This window comes from Paenibacillus ilasis (assembly GCF_043195395.1).
Taxonomy (GTDB): domain Bacteria; phylum Bacillota; class Bacilli; order Paenibacillales; family Paenibacillaceae; genus Paenibacillus_AQ; species Paenibacillus_AQ lautus.
Map to the genome: position 1 here is coordinate 326,961 of NZ_JBHDJG010000004.1, position 18,767 is coordinate 345,727.

Consider the following 18,767-nt stretch of genomic DNA (forward strand, 5'->3'; position numbering starts at 1 on the left):
ATACGGTACGCACCGATCTGGAGGTTCGGGTTTGTACAATAGGATAAAATGGTTTGAGTAAAAAGAACGAATTCGTTATGTTAAATAACCTGCTTCCTATTTTTGCTTTCCCAGTTCTATGTTCTTAAGGTTAGGGGAAACTAATTAAAAAAGAAGCAGGCTATTTCTAAAATTTTTAATAATTGAATCGTCGTTGCTGTACGAAGCCTATTGGCGGTCACTTCGGGACAAACGCACCTCGAAGAGTGTGCGGATCATGCTGCTCTGTGCGGAAATGGTTCCACCATGCTGCTCCACAATGTTTTTGGTAATGAAGAGCCCGAGCCCCGTGCTTCCCGTTTGATGGCTTCGTGCCCGGTCGCCGGTGTAAAACATATCGAAAATATGCGGAAGCTCCTCAGGTTCAATACAATCCCCATAGTTGATGATTTGAACGACAACCTCATCGCCATCCACATATGCGTGAATGTCGATGAATTGGCCATCATTCCCATACCGGATCGCATTGGTGAGGAGATTCTCAAATACGCGCGCCAGTAAATCTCCATCTCCGCCTATAATCAGCTGCTCTGCAATGTTCATTCTGGAGGTAAGGCCGTTTTTTTCAAATATAGGATATAGTTCCTCGTTCAGTTGGTTGAGCAGCTCGCCGAGATCGATCATGTTCTTCTCAAGCTGGACCTTGCCGTAGTTCATTCGGGTGATTTCAAACAGCTCATCGATAAGTTTCTCCAAGCGTTGAGACTTGGTGTAAGCGATATGGGCATAATGCCTGGATTGCTCCGGAGTCAGCTGATTGTCTTTAAGAATGAAATCCAGATACCCGATAACGGAGGTCAGCGGTGTGCGCAAGTCATGGGCCAGGTTTAGAACCAGCTGATCCTTGCTGCTCTCAGCAGAGTCGCCCCGTTCTACCGCTTCCCGCAGGTTATCCATGGCTAAGTTAATATCTCGCCCAATCGTACCGAACTCATCTTTGGACGTAATATGGACCCGATCAATGAAATTGCCGGTTGCGAGCTGATGGATCCCCTTGGAGATCTCTTTGAAGTACTTTGCGTAAGGCTTGGTGAACAAGAAGAAAAACATGATGGCTAGCGGTACAAAAATAATTAAAAACGAGTTCACATCCCCAATTTCGTACCTCATGAAATATCGAATTCGAGTTAACGGATTCTCAAACAAAACTTCGGATCGATAGTACAGCTGGAGAGCTTTATAGATCCCAAAGGTAATAGCGCCGGATGCAAGCATACTGGCCATGAGCAGCAGAATCATTTTAGTCCGAAAGCTAAATATCATGTTAGACATGGATGGTATAACCTACTCCCCATACCGTCTTGATCAGTTTATGCTTGTTGGTATCTTCCCCGAGCTTTTTCCGCAGCGTACGAATATGCACCATCACCGTGTTTCTGCCTTCATAGTAGTCTTCGCCCCATACCTGCTGAAATATATGTTCGGCACTATGGACTTTTTTGGGATGCCTGGCGAGCAGATACAAGATATCAAATTCTTTTGGCGTCAATTCAATGGGCTTACCGTAGAGCTCGACCACTCGCTGATCCGGATAAATGACGGCGCCCCCGATCTCCACGATAGGTTTATTCACTTCCACTGCCGACTGACTCAACTGCTTGGTACGCCTGAGATGGGCGTTCACGCGAGCTACTAATTCCATGGGGTTGAACGGCTTGGTCATATAATCATCCGCCCCTCGCACCAATCCCTCGATTTTATCGAGGTCCGAAATTTTGGCACTGAGAAAAATAATAGGCAGTAAAAACTTTTCGCGAATTTGCCTTGTTACCTCATAGCCGTCGAGCTTGGGCATCATAATATCCAAAATAGCCAGATCAATCGGATACGTTTGAACCGCATGAATGGCATCCTGGCCATTGCGTGCCTTAATGCACTGGTAACCCTCTTTTTTTAAATGCAGCTCGATCAGGTCGGCAATCTCGGACTCATCATCCGCGATTAATATGGTGATACGGCTCATTATGTTCACTCCCGTAAAATGATGATTACCTTTTGACCATGTTATATGAATCGTTCTAAAATCTCAATAATTGAATCGATCCCGCTGTACATCCGGCTATGGCTTCAATCTTTATTCCATAAGCTGGGCTTTATAGGGTGGGGGGCTATATGATATAATGGAAATAGGGTTAGAATAAGATGAAGTAACGTGATCAAGGGGGGAATGGGTATGACAATCGAGAACCATGTACATGATGCGTGCGCAGTAACCGGTGAACGGAAGAGCCATCATTCCGACAAAACGAAAAGCAATCTCGTCAGCCGGTTGAACCGGATTGAAGGACAGATTCGCGGTGTAAAGGGCTTAATTGAGAAGGATACGTACTGTGATGATGTATTAAACCAGATCTCCTCGATCCAGTCGGCCTTGAACGGCGTCAGCAAATTGCTGCTTGAGCATCATATGAAGAGCTGTGTGGTGGAACGCCTGCAGGAAGGTGACGACGATGTTATTACCGAGCTGTTAACAACCATGAACAAGTTAATGAAATAATGGAATTCCTGGCTGGAGACGGTCTGGTTATGATGAGTGTCCATGGAGCTGCCACCTTCTAAAGGTGGCAGTTGGTGTTTATTCAAGGTGAAGAATACCGCACGGTTAAGCGGTTAAAGCATAGCGGGGAACATTTTTTCAAAAAAAGTGAGAAAACCCATTGACTAAATATAGGGTAGGGGGGTATACTAACATCAAGAAACGAGCACAACCCGTTCAAAACTTATTCCGGGCATGCTTTTAGAAGGGCTGCTCACAATAAAACATAATCCAAAGGAGAGATTGAACATGGAACAGGTAACCATAAAAGTAGAAGGTATGTCCTGCATGCATTGCGTGAATTCCATTGAAGGAGCTTTAAAGAACGAGAACATCGAGGGTCATGTGGATTTGAAGGCAGGCACGGTCTCCGTTAAATACGACGCAGGCCAAGTCAATTTGGATAAAATCAAAGAAATTATCGAGGAACAAGGATACAACGTAGTTTAACTAAACGGCACGAGGATGAAGAGGGGTGAGGGAAGATGGGAGCAGAAGCAACAATGGAGCAGAAGAAAACGTCGCTGCAGTTAACGGGTATGACATGTGCCGCCTGTGCGAATCGGATTGAGAAGGGTCTAAGCAAAATGGAGGGCGTCCAGGAAGCGAATGTGAATTTTGCGCTGGAAAAAGCGTCGGTTACCTTTGATCCGAATGTGGTTTCCGTCCAGCAGATGGAAGAGAAAATTGAAAAGCTGGGTTACGGAACGGCAAAGGAAACCGTGGACCTGCAGCTGATTGGCATGTACTGTGCTGCCTGTGCTTCGAAAATCGAGAAAGTGGTAAGCAAGATGCCAGGTGTTAATCAGGCCAACGTCAATTTTGCACTGGAGACGGCCCGGGTGGAATTCAATCCCGCAGAGGTAAGCCTCAGCGATATTCAACAGCGTGTGGAGAAGCTCGGGTATCAGGCGGTTTCCAAACAGGAGACGCTTGATCAGGAAGGTCACCGCAAGGAGGCCATCACCAAGCAAAAGCGGAAGCTGCTCCTGTCGGCGATTCTGTCTCTGCCGCTGCTCTGGGCCATGGTGAGCCATTTCTCCTTCACCTCTTGGATCTGGATGCCGGATCTGTTTATGAACCCTTGGTTCCAGCTGATCTTGGCAACGCCGGTGCAGTTTTTTATCGGGAAACAGTTCTATGTGGGTGCCTATAAGGCTCTTCGCAACAAAAGCGCCAATATGGACGTTCTGGTCGCACTCGGTACGTCGGCAGCCTATTTCTACAGTCTGTATTTAACAATTGATTGGGCCGTTGCAGGAGCCAATGTACACCATGGGCCCGAAATGTACTATGAAACCAGTGCGGTGCTGATCACGCTGGTCATTATGGGGAAACTGTTCGAATCCCTGGCTAAAGGCCGTACCTCGGAGGCTATCAAAACCCTGATGGGCCTTCAAGCCAAAACGGCGCTGGTCGTTCGTGACGGTCAGGAGATGACCATTCCGGTGGAGCAGGTCCTGGTGGGTGATCTCGTATTGGTAAAGCCGGGTGAGAAAATCCCGGTGGACGGTAAAGTCGTGGAGGGCACGTCGGCGGTAGATGAGTCGATGCTGACAGGTGAAAGCATTCCGGTTGAGAAAAAAGCGGGCGATGCTGTTATCGGCGCCACCATAAACAAGAACGGACGCTTGACGCTGGAAGCGACGAAAGTGGGTAAGGAGACCGCTCTAGCCCAAATTATCAAGGTGGTTGAGGAAGCGCAAGGCTCCAAAGCTCCGATTCAGCGGGTAGCTGATGTCATCTCCGGCATTTTCGTTCCGATCGTGGTCGGCATTGCAATTGCTGCCTTCCTCGTGTGGTACTTCTGGGTAACGCCTGGTAATTTCGCTCAATCGTTAGAAATCGCTATTGCGATTCTGGTTATTGCTTGTCCGTGTGCGTTGGGTCTGGCTACACCGACCTCGATCATGGCGGGTTCGGGCCGCGCTGCAGAACTGGGTGTTCTGTTCAAGGGCGGAGAGCATCTGGAGTCCACCCATAAAATCGATACCATTATTCTGGATAAAACAGGGACGGTCACCAAAGGCAAACCCGAGTTGACCGATGTGGAAGTTCATAACTTTGATCAAGAGCGGTTCCTTCGTCTGGTCGGATCTGCTGAGAGGAGCTCCGAGCATCCGCTTGCTGAAGCGATTGTGGCCGGAATTGAGGCCAAAGGAACGCAGCTTCCGGCAGCTGAGCATTTTGAAGCCATTCCAGGCTATGGCATCCGTGCTAGCGTGGAAGGACACGAGGTGCTGGTCGGTACACGTAAGCTGATGGCACAGCATAACGTGCCGATAGATGCGATCCTCGGCAGAATGTCAGAGCTTGAAACCGAGGGTAAGACTGCCATGTTAACGGCTGTAGACGGCCAGTATGCAGGTCTTGTGGCTGTGGCGGATACAATCAAGGAGACGTCCCGTGCTGCCGTAGCGAGATTGAAAGAAATGGGCATCGAAGTCATTATGATTACCGGTGACAATGAACGCACGGCACAGGCCATCGCGAAGCAGGTTGGCATCGACCATGTGCGGGCCGAGGTACTGCCGGAAGGCAAAGCGGATGAAGTGAAGAAGCTCCAGCAGCAGGGCAAGAAGGTCGCCATGGTTGGCGACGGCATTAACGATGCGCCGGCACTTGCGGTTGCCGACATCGGCATGGCTATCGGTACAGGTACGGATGTGGCAATGGAAGCCGCTGACGTGACACTGATGAAGGGGGATCTGAACAGCATTCCGGATGCCATCTACATGAGCCGCAAGACGATGAGCAACATCCGTCAGAACCTCTTCTGGGCGCTGGGTTATAACTCGCTGGGCATTCCGATTGCCGCCATCGGTCTTCTGGCACCTTGGGTGGCCGGGGCCGCCATGGCACTGAGCTCCGTATCGGTTGTGCTGAATGCCCTTCGCCTGCAGCGGATGAAGGTATAACGGAAGCAAAGAGACCGTTCATATATAACGTGGATCAAACCTAGCAAGGAAACGATAATAAGGGCGACTTGATGGGAGTGTAGACATTGGCATCGCAAAAATTTGCAGTGACACCCGGCTTTGAGGTGGGCGGAACGCTGTTCCGCCCGGATCAGCTGGCGGTCTTGGGGTCTATCGTAGGCGAGGATGCCCGTATTGAGATGACAACCTTTAAGCAATTGTACGTGGAGATGGATGCAGATCGGGTGGTGGAAGCCACGGCAAAGCTGGAAGCCGCCGGACTTCAGGTTCATCCCGCGGGCTTTGTCTCCAAGAGCCTGATCACCTGCAACTTCTGCCGGGGGGCGGAGGATTCGGGACTGGACGTTGCAAAGATGCTGGATGCAGTAATCGCCGATCATCCTGTACCCAATCCGCTAAAGATCGGTTACGCGGGCTGTGCGCTCGGCACCAGTGAACCGCTGCTGAAGGATATTGCCGTTATTAAGATGCGGAATACCTACGATATCTATGTAGGTGGAGAGCCGAGAGGGTTGAAGGCTGCTCTGGCCAAGCAACTGCATACGGATTTGACGCCGCAGCAGCTGGCTCCAATCATCCTGAAGCTGATCACTATCTATCAGGAGCATGGCAAGAAAAAAGAGAAGTTCTCGCGCTTCGTAGATCGCATGACGCTCGATCAACTGCGTCAACTCACACTGGATGCGCGGATGGATACGGCAGGATAATGACTTGGAAGGCATCACCTTAGGGTGGTGCCTTTTTTTATCACCAACGCGCGTATTAGGGATCTCCCATTTCGTGTGATTCCCTGTTTGGTGACGTAGTCGGCAGCCGATGATTCGGATCGCATCTGCCCCAGCCGCCATCGTCTCATCCGATCGGAATGGGATTTATCCTAGCGCTGATCGCGCCCTACACTACCGGGAATAGCAGGGAAAGCTGGGCTCGCGCCGACTACGATACTTTAGAATATACCGGCTATTCCTCTTAACGGGATAAGCCGAAACGAGGATGGATATACTTTCAAGAGCACCTGAGGGTGCTCTTTTTTTCTATAGATAAAACGTGCTATCCATTGGAATCTTTGCTTGGTTCGATCAAGCGAGATCCACTCTGGGCGCATTTCGTCTTTACTGCTTGCGACGGTGGGAATAACAACCAGATCGGGCATTTTATCGTGGTTGACGAGCGATGTGCAAGGGTATACAATTTAGATTGTTAAAAGCTTTTAACTATTTAAATTTGTAATAAATGTGTAGACTTCGTTGGGCATCGAGGTGATGAAACTGGATAAGAGGGAACAATTATCTAACATGGTAGCCCGTCAGATGATGACGCTTGTGGCGAACTATGCCAAGATTCTGGACAATGATTTGACCGGCCCTCAGTACTACGTGCTGCAGACCTTGGCGTATGAGGGGCAGCAGACCAGCTCGTATTTTGCCAACGCCTTGAATGTTACGCTGTCGGCCGTGACCAACTTGAGCAACAAGCTGGTCAGTAAGGGTTATATTGAACGGGTGGCGTCCAGCGAGGACAGGCGTCAGGTCTATCTTAAGATTACGGAGCAGGGCCGTGAAGTTGAAGCCCAGATGATTGCGAAGTACCGTGAATTGAATGAAGGCTTATGGTCGGATTTCTCCGATCAGGAGATGGATGTGTTGATCGCTTCATACGAGAAGATGATTGAACATCTGCAGCTTAAGATCGGGCGGTCCAATGAAGCTAGCCAAACCAACGACTAATATTTCAGGAGGTATTCTCATGGGGAGATTGGACAATAAAGTAGCCATCATTACAGGTGCAGCAGGTGGTATGGGTAAAGCCGACGCTCTTTTGTTTGCGCAGGAGGGAGCCAAGGTTGCGATTACGGACCTTCAGGAAGACAAGATCAAAGACGTCGTAGCCGAGATTGAAGCGCTTGGCGGCGAAGCGATCGGATTCAAGCACAACGTAGCTTCCGAGGAAGATTGGGTTCGTGTCGTAGATGAGACGGTTCAAAAACTCGGCAAAATCGACATCCTGGTCAACAATGCCGGTGTCTCCAATGCAACGCCGTTCATGGATTTGACGGTCGAAGGCTGGGAGAAGACCATGTCGATTAACGTTACGAGCATATTCCTCGGCCAAAAATATGTTATTCCACATATGATCGAAGCCGGCGGTGGTTCCATCGTCAACATCTCCTCCATTGCCGGCCTGACAGGCGGCAGCGGCGCCGGTCCTTACACGGCAAGCAAAGGCGCGGTACGCATGCTGACCAAAGCCACGGCCGTTGACTTTGCGAAGCATAACATCCGCTGCAATTCGGTTCACCCTGGCTACATCGAAACGCCAATGACCGTGGATCTTTTCAAGGATGAGCAGATGATGCAGTGGTTCCAATCCCAGACTCCGCTTCCACGCCTGGGCAAAGCGGAAGATATCGCACGCGGCGTATTGTTCCTTGCTTCGGATGAGTCTTCTTACATTACAGGCGTTGAGCTGCCGATCGATGGCGGATATTTCGCGAAGTAATTCATCCTTCCAATGGCTTGTCTATAAGCGATAGACGGCAGAAATGATCGTGATACAACTCGGTCGGGCCTAATATTATTTTTCCATCAAGGGGAGTGTTGTTTCATGTCCGATAACAAACAGATCGCTGTCATTACCGGGGCAGCCAGCGGGATCGGCAGAGCCAGCAGCTTGAAATTGGCTGAGAATAGTGCAGCGGTAGTGCTCGTTGATTTCAACAAGGAAGCCGGCGAGGAAACGCTGCGTTTAATCAAGGAGCAGGGCGGTGAGGGCATCTTCGTGCAAGCGGATGTGACCAAAACCGAAGATGTCCAGAACTACGTGAATCAGGCGGTTAAGGCCTATGGCAGAATCGATTTTTTCTTCAACAATGCGGGTATCGTGCAGAAGTTCTCGATGCTGGACGACATCGACGAGAACGAATTTGACCGTCAAATGAACGTGAACGTCAAGGGCGCTTTTCTCGGCATGAAGTATGTATTGAAAGTCATGAAGGAGCAGGGCAGCGGACATATCGTTAATACCGCTTCTACGGCAGGTATCCGCAGCGAGCACAGTGCGGCCGCTTATTCGGCAAGCAAGCATGCGGTGGTGGGCTTGACGAAGGGAGCAGCGCTGGAATACGTGAAGCAGGGCATTCGCGTGAACGCCATCTGCCCGGGCGGCGTTCAGACGCCGCTTACGGCAGCGGTGGCCAAGTCCTTCATGGAAGGCGGCTACGTGCCTGAGGAAGTGGGCAACATGCGGATGGGCCGTCCGGCTGAGGCGTATGAAATCGCGAACGTGGTTGCCTTCCTGGCTTCTCCGGGCTCCAGCTACATGACAGGCTCGCTGGTTACAATTGATGGCGGATTGACGCTGTAATATATATTTGAAAAAAAGACCAGTCAAGCACCGGAATACCGGGTTTGTCTGGTCTTTTTGGTATAACATTTATTTGATGCCGACAACATCCGCCAGCAGCTCATAAGAACGCAAGCGCGCCTCATGATCGTAGATGGCGGCCGCGACAATGATTTCGTCCGCGTTCGTCGACTGCTGGAACTGCTCCAGCTGCGCGCGGACGGTTGCAGGGCTGCCGATGGCGGAGAAGCTGAGCTGGCGCTTCACGATGGCCTGCTCCTGCAGGTTCCACAGATCATCCATGCTGTCCACCGGTGGACTCAGCTGGCCGGTACGGCCCCGGATGATATTCAGGAACTGCTGGTACGGCGAGGTAGCCAGGCGCTGCGCTTCCTCATCCGTGTCGGCACAGATCACGTTCACGCCGATCATGGCATAAGGCTTACTCAGCTCCGATGAAGGACGGAAGCTGGTTCGATACAGGTCAAGCGCGGCCATCAGATAATCCGGAGCAAAGTGGCTCGCAAAAGAGAACGGAAGCCCCAGCTGTCCTGCCAGCTGCGCACTGAAACCGCTGGAGCCGAGCAGCCAGATCGGTACATGCAGGCCTTCACCGGGAATCGCCCGGATGCGCATGGACGACCCGGAGGTAGGCTGGAAGTAATTCCGCAGCTCGCCGAGACGATCCGGGAAATCCTGGCCGTCGCTGCCGGGACCGCGGCGGAGCGCCCGGGATGTGAGCTGATCCGATCCCGGCGCACGGCCAAGACCGAGATCAATTCGGCCGGGATACAACGATTCAAGGGTCCCGAACTGCTCGGCGATGACCAGCGGAGCGTGGTTCGGCAGCATGATGCCGCCGGATCCGACGCGGATTTTGCTCGTGCCTCCGGCGACATGGCCAATGACGACTGAAGTGGCCGAGCTGGCGATCCCCGGCATATTGTGGTGTTCGGCAAGCCAGTAGCGGTTATACCCCCACTTCTCGGCATGCTGGGCCAGATCAAGTGTATTCCGCAGCGACTGTGCAGCGGTGCTGCCCGCTGTAATCGGGGCGAGATCCAGGATGGAAATAGGGATATCGCGAAGCGTTTTGGGCGCTGTATGATCAAGATTAGGTTCTGTCATAGGGTATGACCTCCTTATTCGTGCGCGGCACGGTAAAGTTTTTATATAGGGAGAAGACATCCGTTTAAGTGGATGCCGAAAAAAATGAAATCTATTTATCGATAGTTGGTATCCCTATATAACGAACATTATATACCTACTTAATCCATAAGAAAAATATACATCGATGCACCTTCGCAGAAGCCAGACCGCATTTAGAGGAAATTTTTCTTGCGATTATCGAAGGGTTCAGCTTCGCTGAAAACTTACAGCTTCGATAATCTAAAGAAAAATGTACTTCATAGTATATGCTTTTTATGCTGGTCTAAGTATCGGTTAAACCCGATTCATGCATTTATAGTGACGGAGCGGAGGCAAGTACTTCACTTACAAAATGAAATCCCAAAACAACGCAGCCATTCAATGGCTGCGTTGTTGAACGTCAGATATAGGTTGATGATGTCTTCATTCCGTTGTGTGTGGAGGCTCAATCCGCTCCATCCCGTTCATGTAAGGTCTGAGCGCCCTCGGAATGAGGATCGAGCCGTCGGGCTGCTGGTGGTTCTCCAGCAGCGGGATAAGAATTCGCGGCGAAGCCACGGCCGTATTGTTCAGGGTGTGGCAGTAGCGCAGCTTGCCTTCTGCGTCCCGGTACCGGATGTTCGAGCGACGCGCCTGAAAGTCGAGCAGATTCGACGACGAGTGGGTCTCCCCATAAGCCTTCCGGCTTGGCATCCATGTCTCGATGTCGTATTGCTTGTACGTTTTCTGCGACATATCTCCGGTACAGACGGCAACGACCCGGTAAGCCAATTCGAGCTTCTGCAGCAGCTCCTCGGCATTGGCGGTGATCTCTTGCAGAAGCAGCTCCGAGGCTTCCGCGCTGGCTTCGCAGATAACGACCTGTTCCACCTTCGCGAACTGATGCACCCGGTACAAGCCATGGACGTCCCGGCCGCCCGAGCCGACCTCGCTCCGGAAGCACAGCGATGCTGCAGCCAGGCGAATCGGCTGCGCCACATCGACGACTTCACCGCTATAGAACGATACCAACGGCACTTCCGACGTACCGACGAGCCACTTATCTTGCTCCGTTATTTGAAAAGCCTGATCCTGACCAAGCGGGAAGAATGCTGTATTCTGCATGGCCTCCGTCCTTACGGTTAACGGCACGTCGATAAGGGTGAAACCCTTGGCAACCAGCATATCCACCGCCAGCTGCTGAACGGCTCGATGCAGCATTGCGCCGATGCCGGTCAGGTAGTAGCTGCGCGTGCCGGCGGTTTTGACGCCGCGGGGAATGTCGATCATCCGGTGCAGCTCGCCGAGCGTAACATGATCCCTGTATTCATAATCAAACACGGGGGGCTCGCCAACGCGTCTGATCTCTACATTGTCCTCATCCGAAGCTCCGACCGGCGTATCCGGCGAAACGATATTCGGTACAAGGATGAGCAGCTTGTTATAGTCGTCGTCAACCTCCCGGTATAACTCTTCCTGCTTGCCCAACTGATCGTTGCTGTCCTTGACCTGCTGTTTCATCCGTTCGGCTTCTTCCTGTTTGCCTTGCCGCACGAGCGTGCTGATCTCCTGCGAGATGGCATTGCGCTGCTGCCGCAAGCCCTCCACGGCGAGCAGCAGCGTCCGACGCTGGTCATCCAGCCGGACAAGTTCGGCAACCGACAGGGCGATCCCTTTCTGGTCAGCCACTCGCTGCAGTTCTTCCTGATTCTCTGTGCTCTCTCGGATCCATTTCATATCTAGCATAATCACCGCGCTCCTTCTTCTGAAAAAAATAAAAAGCGTCCTAGTCCATATGGGACGAGGGACGCTTATGCGCTCGCGGTGCCACCCAAATTGATTGAACCGTAACCTAATCACAAAACAGTCGGGTCCGTGTTCAATCCACTTTGATTCCGCGGTAACGGGCGGGTCCGGTTAACTTAGGAGGATCGTTGATCGGTTGTAGGATCGGATCCCCTTGACGAGAACGCCTCGGAGTTGGAAGCTCTTCATCGGCCTGATGTTGATATTGTTGTTCAGTATACCGCATGAGATGTCTTTTATACAAGGGGCTTATCGGATTTTGTACGACGTTATATCGATGCAGCTTTCTTCGTTGCTCCTTGCTTCCATACGGCAGGCTGCTCCGCATCCGGGCGGAAGGTACATGCGGCTGCGTCAATCTAACCTATATTATATATCCAATGTTGAGTATTTACCGCAAAGGAAAGCCGCAGCTGATGCTGAGGCTTATTCTTGAACGAGTGTTATGATTTTGTTGAGAAAGGCGATGTCCTGTTCCAGGATCGAGATTGCATTATCGAAGGTAGCTAGGGCGACCTTGGATAAGCCGTACTGTCCCTTGATTTCTTTCCCTGAACGCCATTGTGCCAGCGATTCTTCCACCTGTTTGAGGTTTTGCTGCAGCAATTCCACCGCTTCCTGCTTCGGAATGTTCTCGATCCAGACCAAACCAAGAGAGAAGTCGGATTTGACGGTGTGGGGAGGAAGCGTCAAGGTTTCGCGGATCATCTTCTGGAATAACTTCTCGCCTTCATCCGTAATACTGTAAATTTTGCGAAGTCTTGCACCGGTCCGCTCTTCAGCGGTGGCTGCAATCCAACCGTCGCTTTCCATCTTGTTAAGTGCATAATAGATGGAGCCGGACAGAATATTTGTCCATAGGTCCATGCGGCTGGCCTGAATAAGCTGCTGAATTTCATAGCCGTGCATCGGACGCTGGCGCAGGAATGAGAGCAGGATGAGGTTGGTCATGTTGGGTCACTTCCTTAGGATGTGTATGTGAAGGTGAATTTCACAACTGGATATCCAACGTTGGATATCTGATGATTGTATTATAGGAGCGATGGAATGAATTGTCAACAACCCGCGGAAAAATAGGTAAATGTCATATATGGATTGAATGAAAGCGATTTAACGTTTAGTCTAGTAGTGTGAACTAGTATGGCAGTTGGATGAGGAGGCTATATCGTCGATGAACTACAGACAATTGGGAAATACGGAGCTTCACATTAGCGAGGTCAGCTTCGGCACTTGGGCGATCGGAGGTTCATGGGGGCAGACCAACGATGAGGAAGCCTTGAAGGGCTTGGATCGCGCCATTGGCGAAGGCGTGAACTTCTTCGATACGGCCGACGTATATGGAGATGGGCATGCGGAGGATTTGCTTGCACGCGCAACCAAAGGCAGGGAGGATTCGGTGCATATCGCCACCAAGTTTTGCCGTGCCGGAGATATTCATGATCTTCAGACCTATTCGGAGGCGTCGATTCGCCGTTATTGCGAGAACAGCCTGAAGCGGCTTCAGCGGGATCGGATTGATCTTTATCAGGTTCACTGCCCTCCCTTTGAGGTGTTGAAGGACGGGCGAGTGTTTGAAGCGCTGGACAAGCTGCAGGCCGAGGGGAAAATCAGGCATTATGGCGTCAGCGTGGAAACGGTGGAGGAAGGACTGTTTTGCCTGGGGGTACCGGGGGTGAGGTCCCTGCAGGTTATCTTTAATCTGTTCCGCCAAAAACCGCTGGTCCAGCTGCTCCCGAAGGCCAAAGCGTCGGGTGTGGGCATTTTGGTGCGCTTGCCGCTTGCCAGCGGTCTCTTAACCGGGAAATTTACGGAGAGCACTACCTTCAGCGAAGGGGATCATCGGAATTTCAATGCCAACGGCGAGCAGTTTAACGTGGGCGAGACTTTTGCCGGACTCCCGTTCGAAAAGGGTGTCGAGCTCGCCAGAGAGCTCGCTTGGATTGCCGAGGGCCGAGGCGACATGGCCCGTGCATCCATGCGCTGGATTCTGGATTGCCCGGAGGTCACTGCGGTGATTCCCGGCTTCCGCAGCGTCCGCCAGATCGAAGACAACCTAGGCACGCTGGACGTGCCTTCGTTCAGCATGGAGGAGAAAGAACGCCTTGCGCTTTTCTATCAGGAGCAGGTAGCCATGCACATCCGCGGTGCCTATTAAGCCGATTCGAAGGATAAATCGTAAAGGAGCCTCCCGATCGTTCGGGGGGCTTTTTGTGGTCGATGATGGGCATGGAACAGAACGATTGCAGCTGCTGCAGTGCTGCTTTAAAGCATATCCTATGCTTTATCATGGCAATGATACTATAATATAGGCAAAGATTCTGAATCGGAATGTGTTCAGCAGGAGGATTGTCGTTTTGAATGACTTGTTGAAGCGGGAGCATGACATCATCAAGGTCTGCTTGTTAGCAGGCAAAATCATGCTGCAAAGCGGTGCGGAGACCTATCGGGTCGAGGATACGATGATGCGGATCGCCGCGGCTTTCGGCGTGGAGAACAGCCACAGCTATATGACTCCGACCGGGATTATCTTCTCGGTGGAGGAGCCTCAGCATATTACGCGGCTCATTCGTATTTCAGATCGGACAACCAATCTCGATAAGATCGATCAGGTCAATAGCGTGTCTCGGAGCGTAAGCCTCGGTGAGCTGACGATTGAAGAGGCTCATAGGGCGCTTGAGAAAATCGAGCATGAGCAGGCGATCTATCCGACATGGCTGCTGATTTTCCTGTCAGCGATTGCCAGCGGCTGCTTCCTCATTATGTTTCGCGGCATCTGGCCGGATTTCGTACCGGCTGCCATTGCAGGCGGTCTTGGCTTCTCCTGCTTTGTATTCATGCATCGGGTCATACCGGTGCGATTCTTCGCCGAATTCTCGGGAGCGCTGGTCATCGGCATCACCTCCGTATGGATGGTCAGATACGGATTCGGCCATCAGCTGGATACGATCATTATCAGCTCCGTGATGCCGCTCGTCCCGGGCTTGCTGATCACCAATGCCATCCGCGATTTAATGGCGGGGCATCTGATATCCGGCTTGTCCAAAGGCGCGGAGGCTTTTGTTACGTCCTTTGCCATCGGCGCGGGCATTGCGTTTACGTTGTCATTCTAAGAGATGTGTGAGTGGAGGTGAAGATGGTGGCAACCTTTTATATACAGCAGCTCATCACGAGTTTTGTTGCTTCGGCGGCCTTCGGGATCATATTTAACGTACCCAAAAAAGCACTGCTGCAGTGCGGGTTTGCCGGCATGGTGGGCTGGCTGCTCTACATCATGCTGCAGAACATGATGGTTGAGCCGGTGACGGCCACTGTGTTTGCGGCTTTTTGCGTAACGATCATCAGCCATTTTTTCGCCAAAAAATACAAGACGCCTATTATCGTGTTCAGCGTGTCGGGGATTATTCCGCTGGTGCCGGGCGGAGTCGCCTATAATGCCCTTCGGCATGTCGCCCAGAATCAATTTGATCAGGCTGTTCAGCTAGGGGCGCAAGCCTTCATGATTTCAGGTGCCATCGCGCTGGGTTTGCTGCTATCGGAGGTGACGAATCAGATCATTCGGAAGTGGTCGATATCCCGGAGAAGAGCTGGAAAACCCAATTCGACCGGCTCGTAAGGCCTTGTGATTCCAAAGTGACCTTACACATCAGAATGAGGGGATATGTTCGGCTGTTTTGGCTTGCAGCTGTTTACTGGCCGTATCGTTCGCTTAACCGCGGGGATACGGTTTTTTGGAGTGCCCGTTAGGATAGGATCTCCGCTTGAATGTTTTTACATAAGTTTCATGTTATTCCTTTTTATTGTCCAAATCATCGCTGTACTATATAATCTTTACTGCATGAAATGAAACCGCATTCACACTTATCCTATTTATCCATACCGTCCACTGACCGTCAGATGAAGATTCCTACTCCATCAAAGAAGAGGGATGTCCATGCAGGAGTTGACGCTGCATCTGTTCGAACGGATGGGCATGCTGCTCATCCTGACTTTTATACTGACGAGAATTCCGTTGTTCCGCCAATTGCTGGACCGCAAAGAGATGTCCGGCACGCGAATGTTTATCTATTCCTGCCTGTTTGGACTCTTCGGCATCCTCGGGGCGTATGCAGGCGTTGTCGTGGAGAATGGCGAGTCGAGCTCCTCCTTCTGGTTGGTGCGGCTGACCGAGGAACAGGCGCTGGCCCACTCTGCCCTGGTCGGCGTTGTGATCGGCGGGCTAATCGGCGGGCCCCGCGTCGGCATCGGGGGCGGGCTTCTGGCGGGAGCTCATCTCCTGTATATCGGCGGCTACACGGGGCTGGCAGGAGCTATCGCCGTACCGCTTACGGGTGCCCTGGCCGGGGGCGTAGCCCGATTCTTCTCGCAGGAGCGGGTGATCTCGCCGGCAAAAGCGTTATTCGTCGGCATGTTCGCTCCGATCCTGCACATGGGCGTTATTTTGATCTGTGCCGATGAGCCGGACCGCGCGGTGGAGCTGGTCAACCTGATCGGTCTGCCGATGGTGCTGACCAACAGCATATCCATTGCGATCTTCACGACGATGCTGCGGGTTGCGCTTACCGAGGAAGAGCGGGCAGCGGCTTACGAGACGGAGAAGGCATTCCATATCGCAGAAGCGGCGCTGCCGCATCTGAAGCAGGGCTTGACGTACCGAACGGCTCAGGCCGTGGCGACCTTGCTGCTGCGCGAGCTGAAAACAACGGCAGTCGCCATTACGGATACGGAGCGATTTCTGGCCCATGCCGGCGCCGCGAGCCGTACCATTGATCCCGGAGAAGAGATCAGATCCGACTTGACCAAGAATGTCATCGCGACCGGCGAGCTTCGGATCATAGAGAATGCGGAAGATATTCAACCCCGTCATCCGGCACTCGGTGCGGCCATTCTGGTCCCGATGATCGAAGGTAGCCAGATCGTAGGCGTCATTCAGTTCTACTTCAAGCGGCCGCAGGATATTCGGCGCGTAGAGCTGGTCATGGCCCAAGGGCTTGGACAGCTGATTTCCTATCAGCTCGGGGCCACGGCCCACGAGAAGATGAGCCATTTAATGAAAGAGGCGGAGCTTAAGCTTCTGCAGGCGCAGATCAACCCGCATTTTCTGTTCAATACGCTCAATGCGATCCATTCGTTGATCCGGAGCGATCCGCTGCGGGCAAGACATGCCACGATGCAGCTGGGGGCGTTCATGCGCTTGAACGTCAAGGTCATGGCCTCCCGCAGAACAACCATTCGTGAGGAAATGGAGCTATTGAATGCCTATTTGGACATTATTCAAATCCGGTTCGAGGATCAGTTCACGTTTGAGTGCCAGCTGGATCCGGTGCTTGGCGAACTTATGATTCCGCCCGCGACGCTGCAAATGCTGGTGGAGAACAGCATCAAGCACGGCTTGCGGGATAAAGCGAGCGGGGGCCTCATCCAATTGACCCTAAAGCGGGCGGGCGATATGGCGGTTGTACAACTGCGGGACAACGGGGCTGGCATCTCGCCTGAGGTGCTGGACAGCCTCGGTGAACAGCCGATCATCGGCAGCGAGGGCACGGGAAACGGCATTTACAATATCAATCAGCGTTTAATCAGCATGTTTGGCAAAGAAGCCAGACTCATCGTAGAGAATCTTGCAGAGGGCGGATGCAGCATATCCTTCAGCATCCCCTGCAGTCTATCGGAAGGGAGCCGGTACCGTGAAGCGAATTAAAACGATGATAGCGGAAGACGAACGATTGGCAAGGGAGGAGCTGGCTTACCTGCTGGAACAGGAGCCTGATATCGAGCTGCTTCCTCATGCCGCGAACGGCCGGGAACTGCTCGAGCTTGTTCCCTTACGGCAGCCGGATGTCGTCTTTCTCGACGTTCATATGCCGGAGCTGGAAGGATTGCAGGCTGCGCGAATGCTGAAGGCCTCCCCGGTCTCGCCTTTCATTGTCTTTACGACAGCCTATGACGAGTATGCTGTCGAGGCGTTTGGTCTGAATGCGATTGATTATCTGCTAAAGCCTTACAGCCATATGCGATTAAAGGAAACGCTGCAGCGAATTCGCAGCAGGGTTCAAGAAGGGCAAGCCACCCCAAAGCAGGAAGCCTATGATGTCGCCCTCCAGGCAGCTTCGTATCCTTCCACTGAGGCTGCTCCTCGCAGCATGCGCGGCAAACTGCTATTCGATGATGGGGACAAACATGTGCTCGTCGATCCTGAGGCGATCCTGTACGCGGTGCGCGAGGAACGGGTTATTCGCATATGGACGGCCGAAGGCCAGCGGATTACGAGCAAGAGCACGCTGCAGGAGCTGGAGGAGAAGCTTGCGGGTTACTCGTTCTTTCGGCCTCATCGCAGTTACCTGGTTAACGTGAACCGGATTGCGGAGCTGTCCCCTTGGCAAAACGGTGCTTACAATATCGTGTTGAAGGATGAGCAGCGGACGATGATTCCCTTGTCTCGCGAGGCCGCCCGGGATTTGTTCCGGTTGCTTCGAGAGGCCTAGGGAGAAGCACGCGTGGGGAACGGTGGAGCGTCTCCCCGTTCAGGCGGCATATCCGCTCTTTCGCGCACCCTATCGGACGTTTCGCGCAGGAGCTGTGGTCGCAGACAGTCCTCCTGTATATAATTATTCTAAAGCGCTTTCATTCATGGGAGACGCAATAGATCCTGATCGTTAATGGAGGGAAAGGCAATGGAAGAAAAAAGCTATACCGAAGTATGGCATTCCGAAAAATTCAAAACGCTGCTCTCCCGCAAGAAACGGTTCATTATTCCGATGACCGTCTTTTTTCTTCTGTTTTACTTTGCGCTGCCGATTCTCACTTCGTACACCGACGTGTTGAACCACCCTGCGATCGGCCCGATCACGTGGGCATGGGTATTTGCATTCGCGCAGTTTGTCATGACATGGGTCTTGTGCATCCTGTACTCCCGCAAGGCGGCTCAGTTTGACCGTATGGTAGACGATATTAAAAAGGATATGGGGGCGTAATCGACT

The 18,767-nt window shown here is 52.1% G+C and carries 18 protein-coding genes; 13 read left to right on the forward strand and 5 right to left on the reverse strand.

Annotated elements, in window-relative coordinates:
* Nucleotides 1–207: 207 nt before the first annotated feature.
* Together ACETK5_RS28925 and ACETK5_RS28930 are read right to left on the reverse strand one after the other, a co-directional pair.
* The gene (locus ACETK5_RS28925; protein ID WP_394059372.1) at nt 208–1,311 is read right to left on the reverse strand and encodes a HAMP domain-containing sensor histidine kinase; all 1,104 of its coding nucleotides are present in this window, start codon (nt 1,309–1,311) and stop codon (nt 208–210) included.
* Nucleotides 1,304–2,002: a response regulator transcription factor gene (locus ACETK5_RS28930; protein WP_100541105.1), complete on the reverse strand. Its 699-nt coding sequence runs from the start codon at nt 2,000–2,002 to the stop codon at nt 1,304–1,306. Before ACETK5_RS28930 ends, ACETK5_RS28925 begins: the two co-directional genes overlap by 8 nt.
* 210 nt (nt 2,003–2,212) lie before the next feature.
* Between ACETK5_RS28930 and ACETK5_RS28935 the strand changes: the two genes are divergently transcribed.
* The 7 genes from ACETK5_RS28935 (at nt 2,213) to ACETK5_RS28965 (ending at nt 8,877) form a co-directional block, all read left to right on the forward strand.
* Nucleotides 2,213–2,536, forward strand: coding sequence for a metal-sensitive transcriptional regulator (locus tag ACETK5_RS28935; protein ID WP_100541104.1), 324 nt, complete (start codon nt 2,213–2,215; stop codon nt 2,534–2,536).
* A 288-nt stretch (nt 2,537–2,824) separates the two neighbouring features.
* Entirely contained in the window at nt 2,825–3,025 is a 201-nt protein-coding gene (locus ACETK5_RS28940) for a cation transporter (protein ID WP_100541103.1), read from the forward strand.
* Between the two features lie 35 nt (nt 3,026–3,060).
* On the forward strand, nt 3,061–5,493 hold the full coding sequence (locus ACETK5_RS28945) for a heavy metal translocating P-type ATPase (RefSeq protein WP_326118650.1): 2,433 nt from the start codon (nt 3,061–3,063) through the stop codon (nt 5,491–5,493).
* A gap of 86 nt (nt 5,494–5,579) precedes the next feature.
* Nucleotides 5,580–6,221, forward strand: coding sequence for a nitrite reductase (locus ACETK5_RS28950; protein ID WP_326118651.1), 642 nt, complete (start codon nt 5,580–5,582; stop codon nt 6,219–6,221).
* 555 nt (nt 6,222–6,776) lie between these two features.
* Nucleotides 6,777–7,241 carry a MarR family winged helix-turn-helix transcriptional regulator gene (locus tag ACETK5_RS28955; protein WP_394059375.1) on the forward strand — a complete coding sequence of 155 codons (465 nt, stop codon included), beginning with the start codon at nt 6,777–6,779 and terminating at the stop codon, nt 7,239–7,241.
* A 19-nt stretch (nt 7,242–7,260) separates the two neighbouring features.
* Nucleotides 7,261–8,013: an SDR family NAD(P)-dependent oxidoreductase gene (locus ACETK5_RS28960; protein ID WP_326111078.1), complete on the forward strand. Its 753-nt coding sequence runs from the start codon at nt 7,261–7,263 to the stop codon at nt 8,011–8,013.
* A 105-nt stretch (nt 8,014–8,118) separates the two neighbouring features.
* The gene (locus ACETK5_RS28965) at nt 8,119–8,877 is read left to right on the forward strand and encodes an SDR family NAD(P)-dependent oxidoreductase (RefSeq protein ID WP_326111076.1); all 759 of its coding nucleotides are present in this window, start codon (nt 8,119–8,121) and stop codon (nt 8,875–8,877) included.
* Nucleotides 8,878–8,946: 69 nt separating this feature from the next.
* On the opposite strand, the gene ACETK5_RS28970 is transcribed toward ACETK5_RS28965, so the two are convergent.
* The 3 genes from ACETK5_RS28970 to ACETK5_RS28980 all read right to left on the reverse strand — a co-directional run bounded on the left by ACETK5_RS28970 (nt 8,947) and on the right by ACETK5_RS28980 (nt 12,741).
* The gene (locus tag ACETK5_RS28970) at nt 8,947–9,984 is read right to left on the reverse strand and encodes an LLM class flavin-dependent oxidoreductase (RefSeq protein ID WP_100541097.1); all 1,038 of its coding nucleotides are present in this window, start codon (nt 9,982–9,984) and stop codon (nt 8,947–8,949) included.
* A gap of 444 nt (nt 9,985–10,428) precedes the next feature.
* The gene (serS, locus tag ACETK5_RS28975; RefSeq protein ID WP_100541096.1) at nt 10,429–11,730 is read right to left on the reverse strand and encodes a serine--tRNA ligase; all 1,302 of its coding nucleotides are present in this window, start codon (nt 11,728–11,730) and stop codon (nt 10,429–10,431) included.
* A 486-nt stretch (nt 11,731–12,216) separates the two neighbouring features.
* Nucleotides 12,217–12,741, reverse strand: a complete 525-nt coding sequence (locus ACETK5_RS28980; protein WP_326111074.1) for a PadR family transcriptional regulator — start codon at nt 12,739–12,741, stop codon at nt 12,217–12,219.
* A 220-nt stretch (nt 12,742–12,961) separates the two neighbouring features.
* Here ACETK5_RS28980 and ACETK5_RS28985 point away from each other — a divergent pair, with 220 nt between their 5' ends.
* The 6 genes from ACETK5_RS28985 to ACETK5_RS29010 all read left to right on the forward strand — a co-directional run bounded on the left by ACETK5_RS28985 (nt 12,962) and on the right by ACETK5_RS29010 (nt 18,761).
* A complete protein-coding gene (locus ACETK5_RS28985) occupies nt 12,962–13,945 on the forward strand; it encodes an aldo/keto reductase (protein ID WP_326111073.1) in 984 nt (327 codons plus the stop codon).
* Nucleotides 13,946–14,144: 199 nt separating this feature from the next.
* The gene (locus ACETK5_RS28990) at nt 14,145–14,900 is read left to right on the forward strand and encodes a threonine/serine exporter family protein (RefSeq protein WP_100541092.1); all 756 of its coding nucleotides are present in this window, start codon (nt 14,145–14,147) and stop codon (nt 14,898–14,900) included.
* Nucleotides 14,901–14,923: 23 nt separating this feature from the next.
* The gene (locus tag ACETK5_RS28995; protein ID WP_076323830.1) at nt 14,924–15,403 is read left to right on the forward strand and encodes a threonine/serine exporter family protein; all 480 of its coding nucleotides are present in this window, start codon (nt 14,924–14,926) and stop codon (nt 15,401–15,403) included.
* 318 nt (nt 15,404–15,721) lie between these two features.
* Complete coding sequence (locus ACETK5_RS29000; protein WP_326111071.1) at nt 15,722–17,488, forward strand: LytS/YhcK type 5TM receptor domain-containing protein; 1,767 nt, start codon at nt 15,722–15,724, stop codon at nt 17,486–17,488.
* Nucleotides 17,475–18,272: a LytR/AlgR family response regulator transcription factor gene (locus tag ACETK5_RS29005; protein WP_100541090.1), complete on the forward strand. Its 798-nt coding sequence runs from the start codon at nt 17,475–17,477 to the stop codon at nt 18,270–18,272. Before ACETK5_RS29000 ends, ACETK5_RS29005 begins: the two co-directional genes overlap by 14 nt.
* 189 nt (nt 18,273–18,461) lie before the next feature.
* Entirely contained in the window at nt 18,462–18,761 is a 300-nt protein-coding gene (locus ACETK5_RS29010; RefSeq protein ID WP_009593006.1) for a DUF485 domain-containing protein, read from the forward strand.
* Nucleotides 18,762–18,767: the final 6 nt, after the last annotated feature.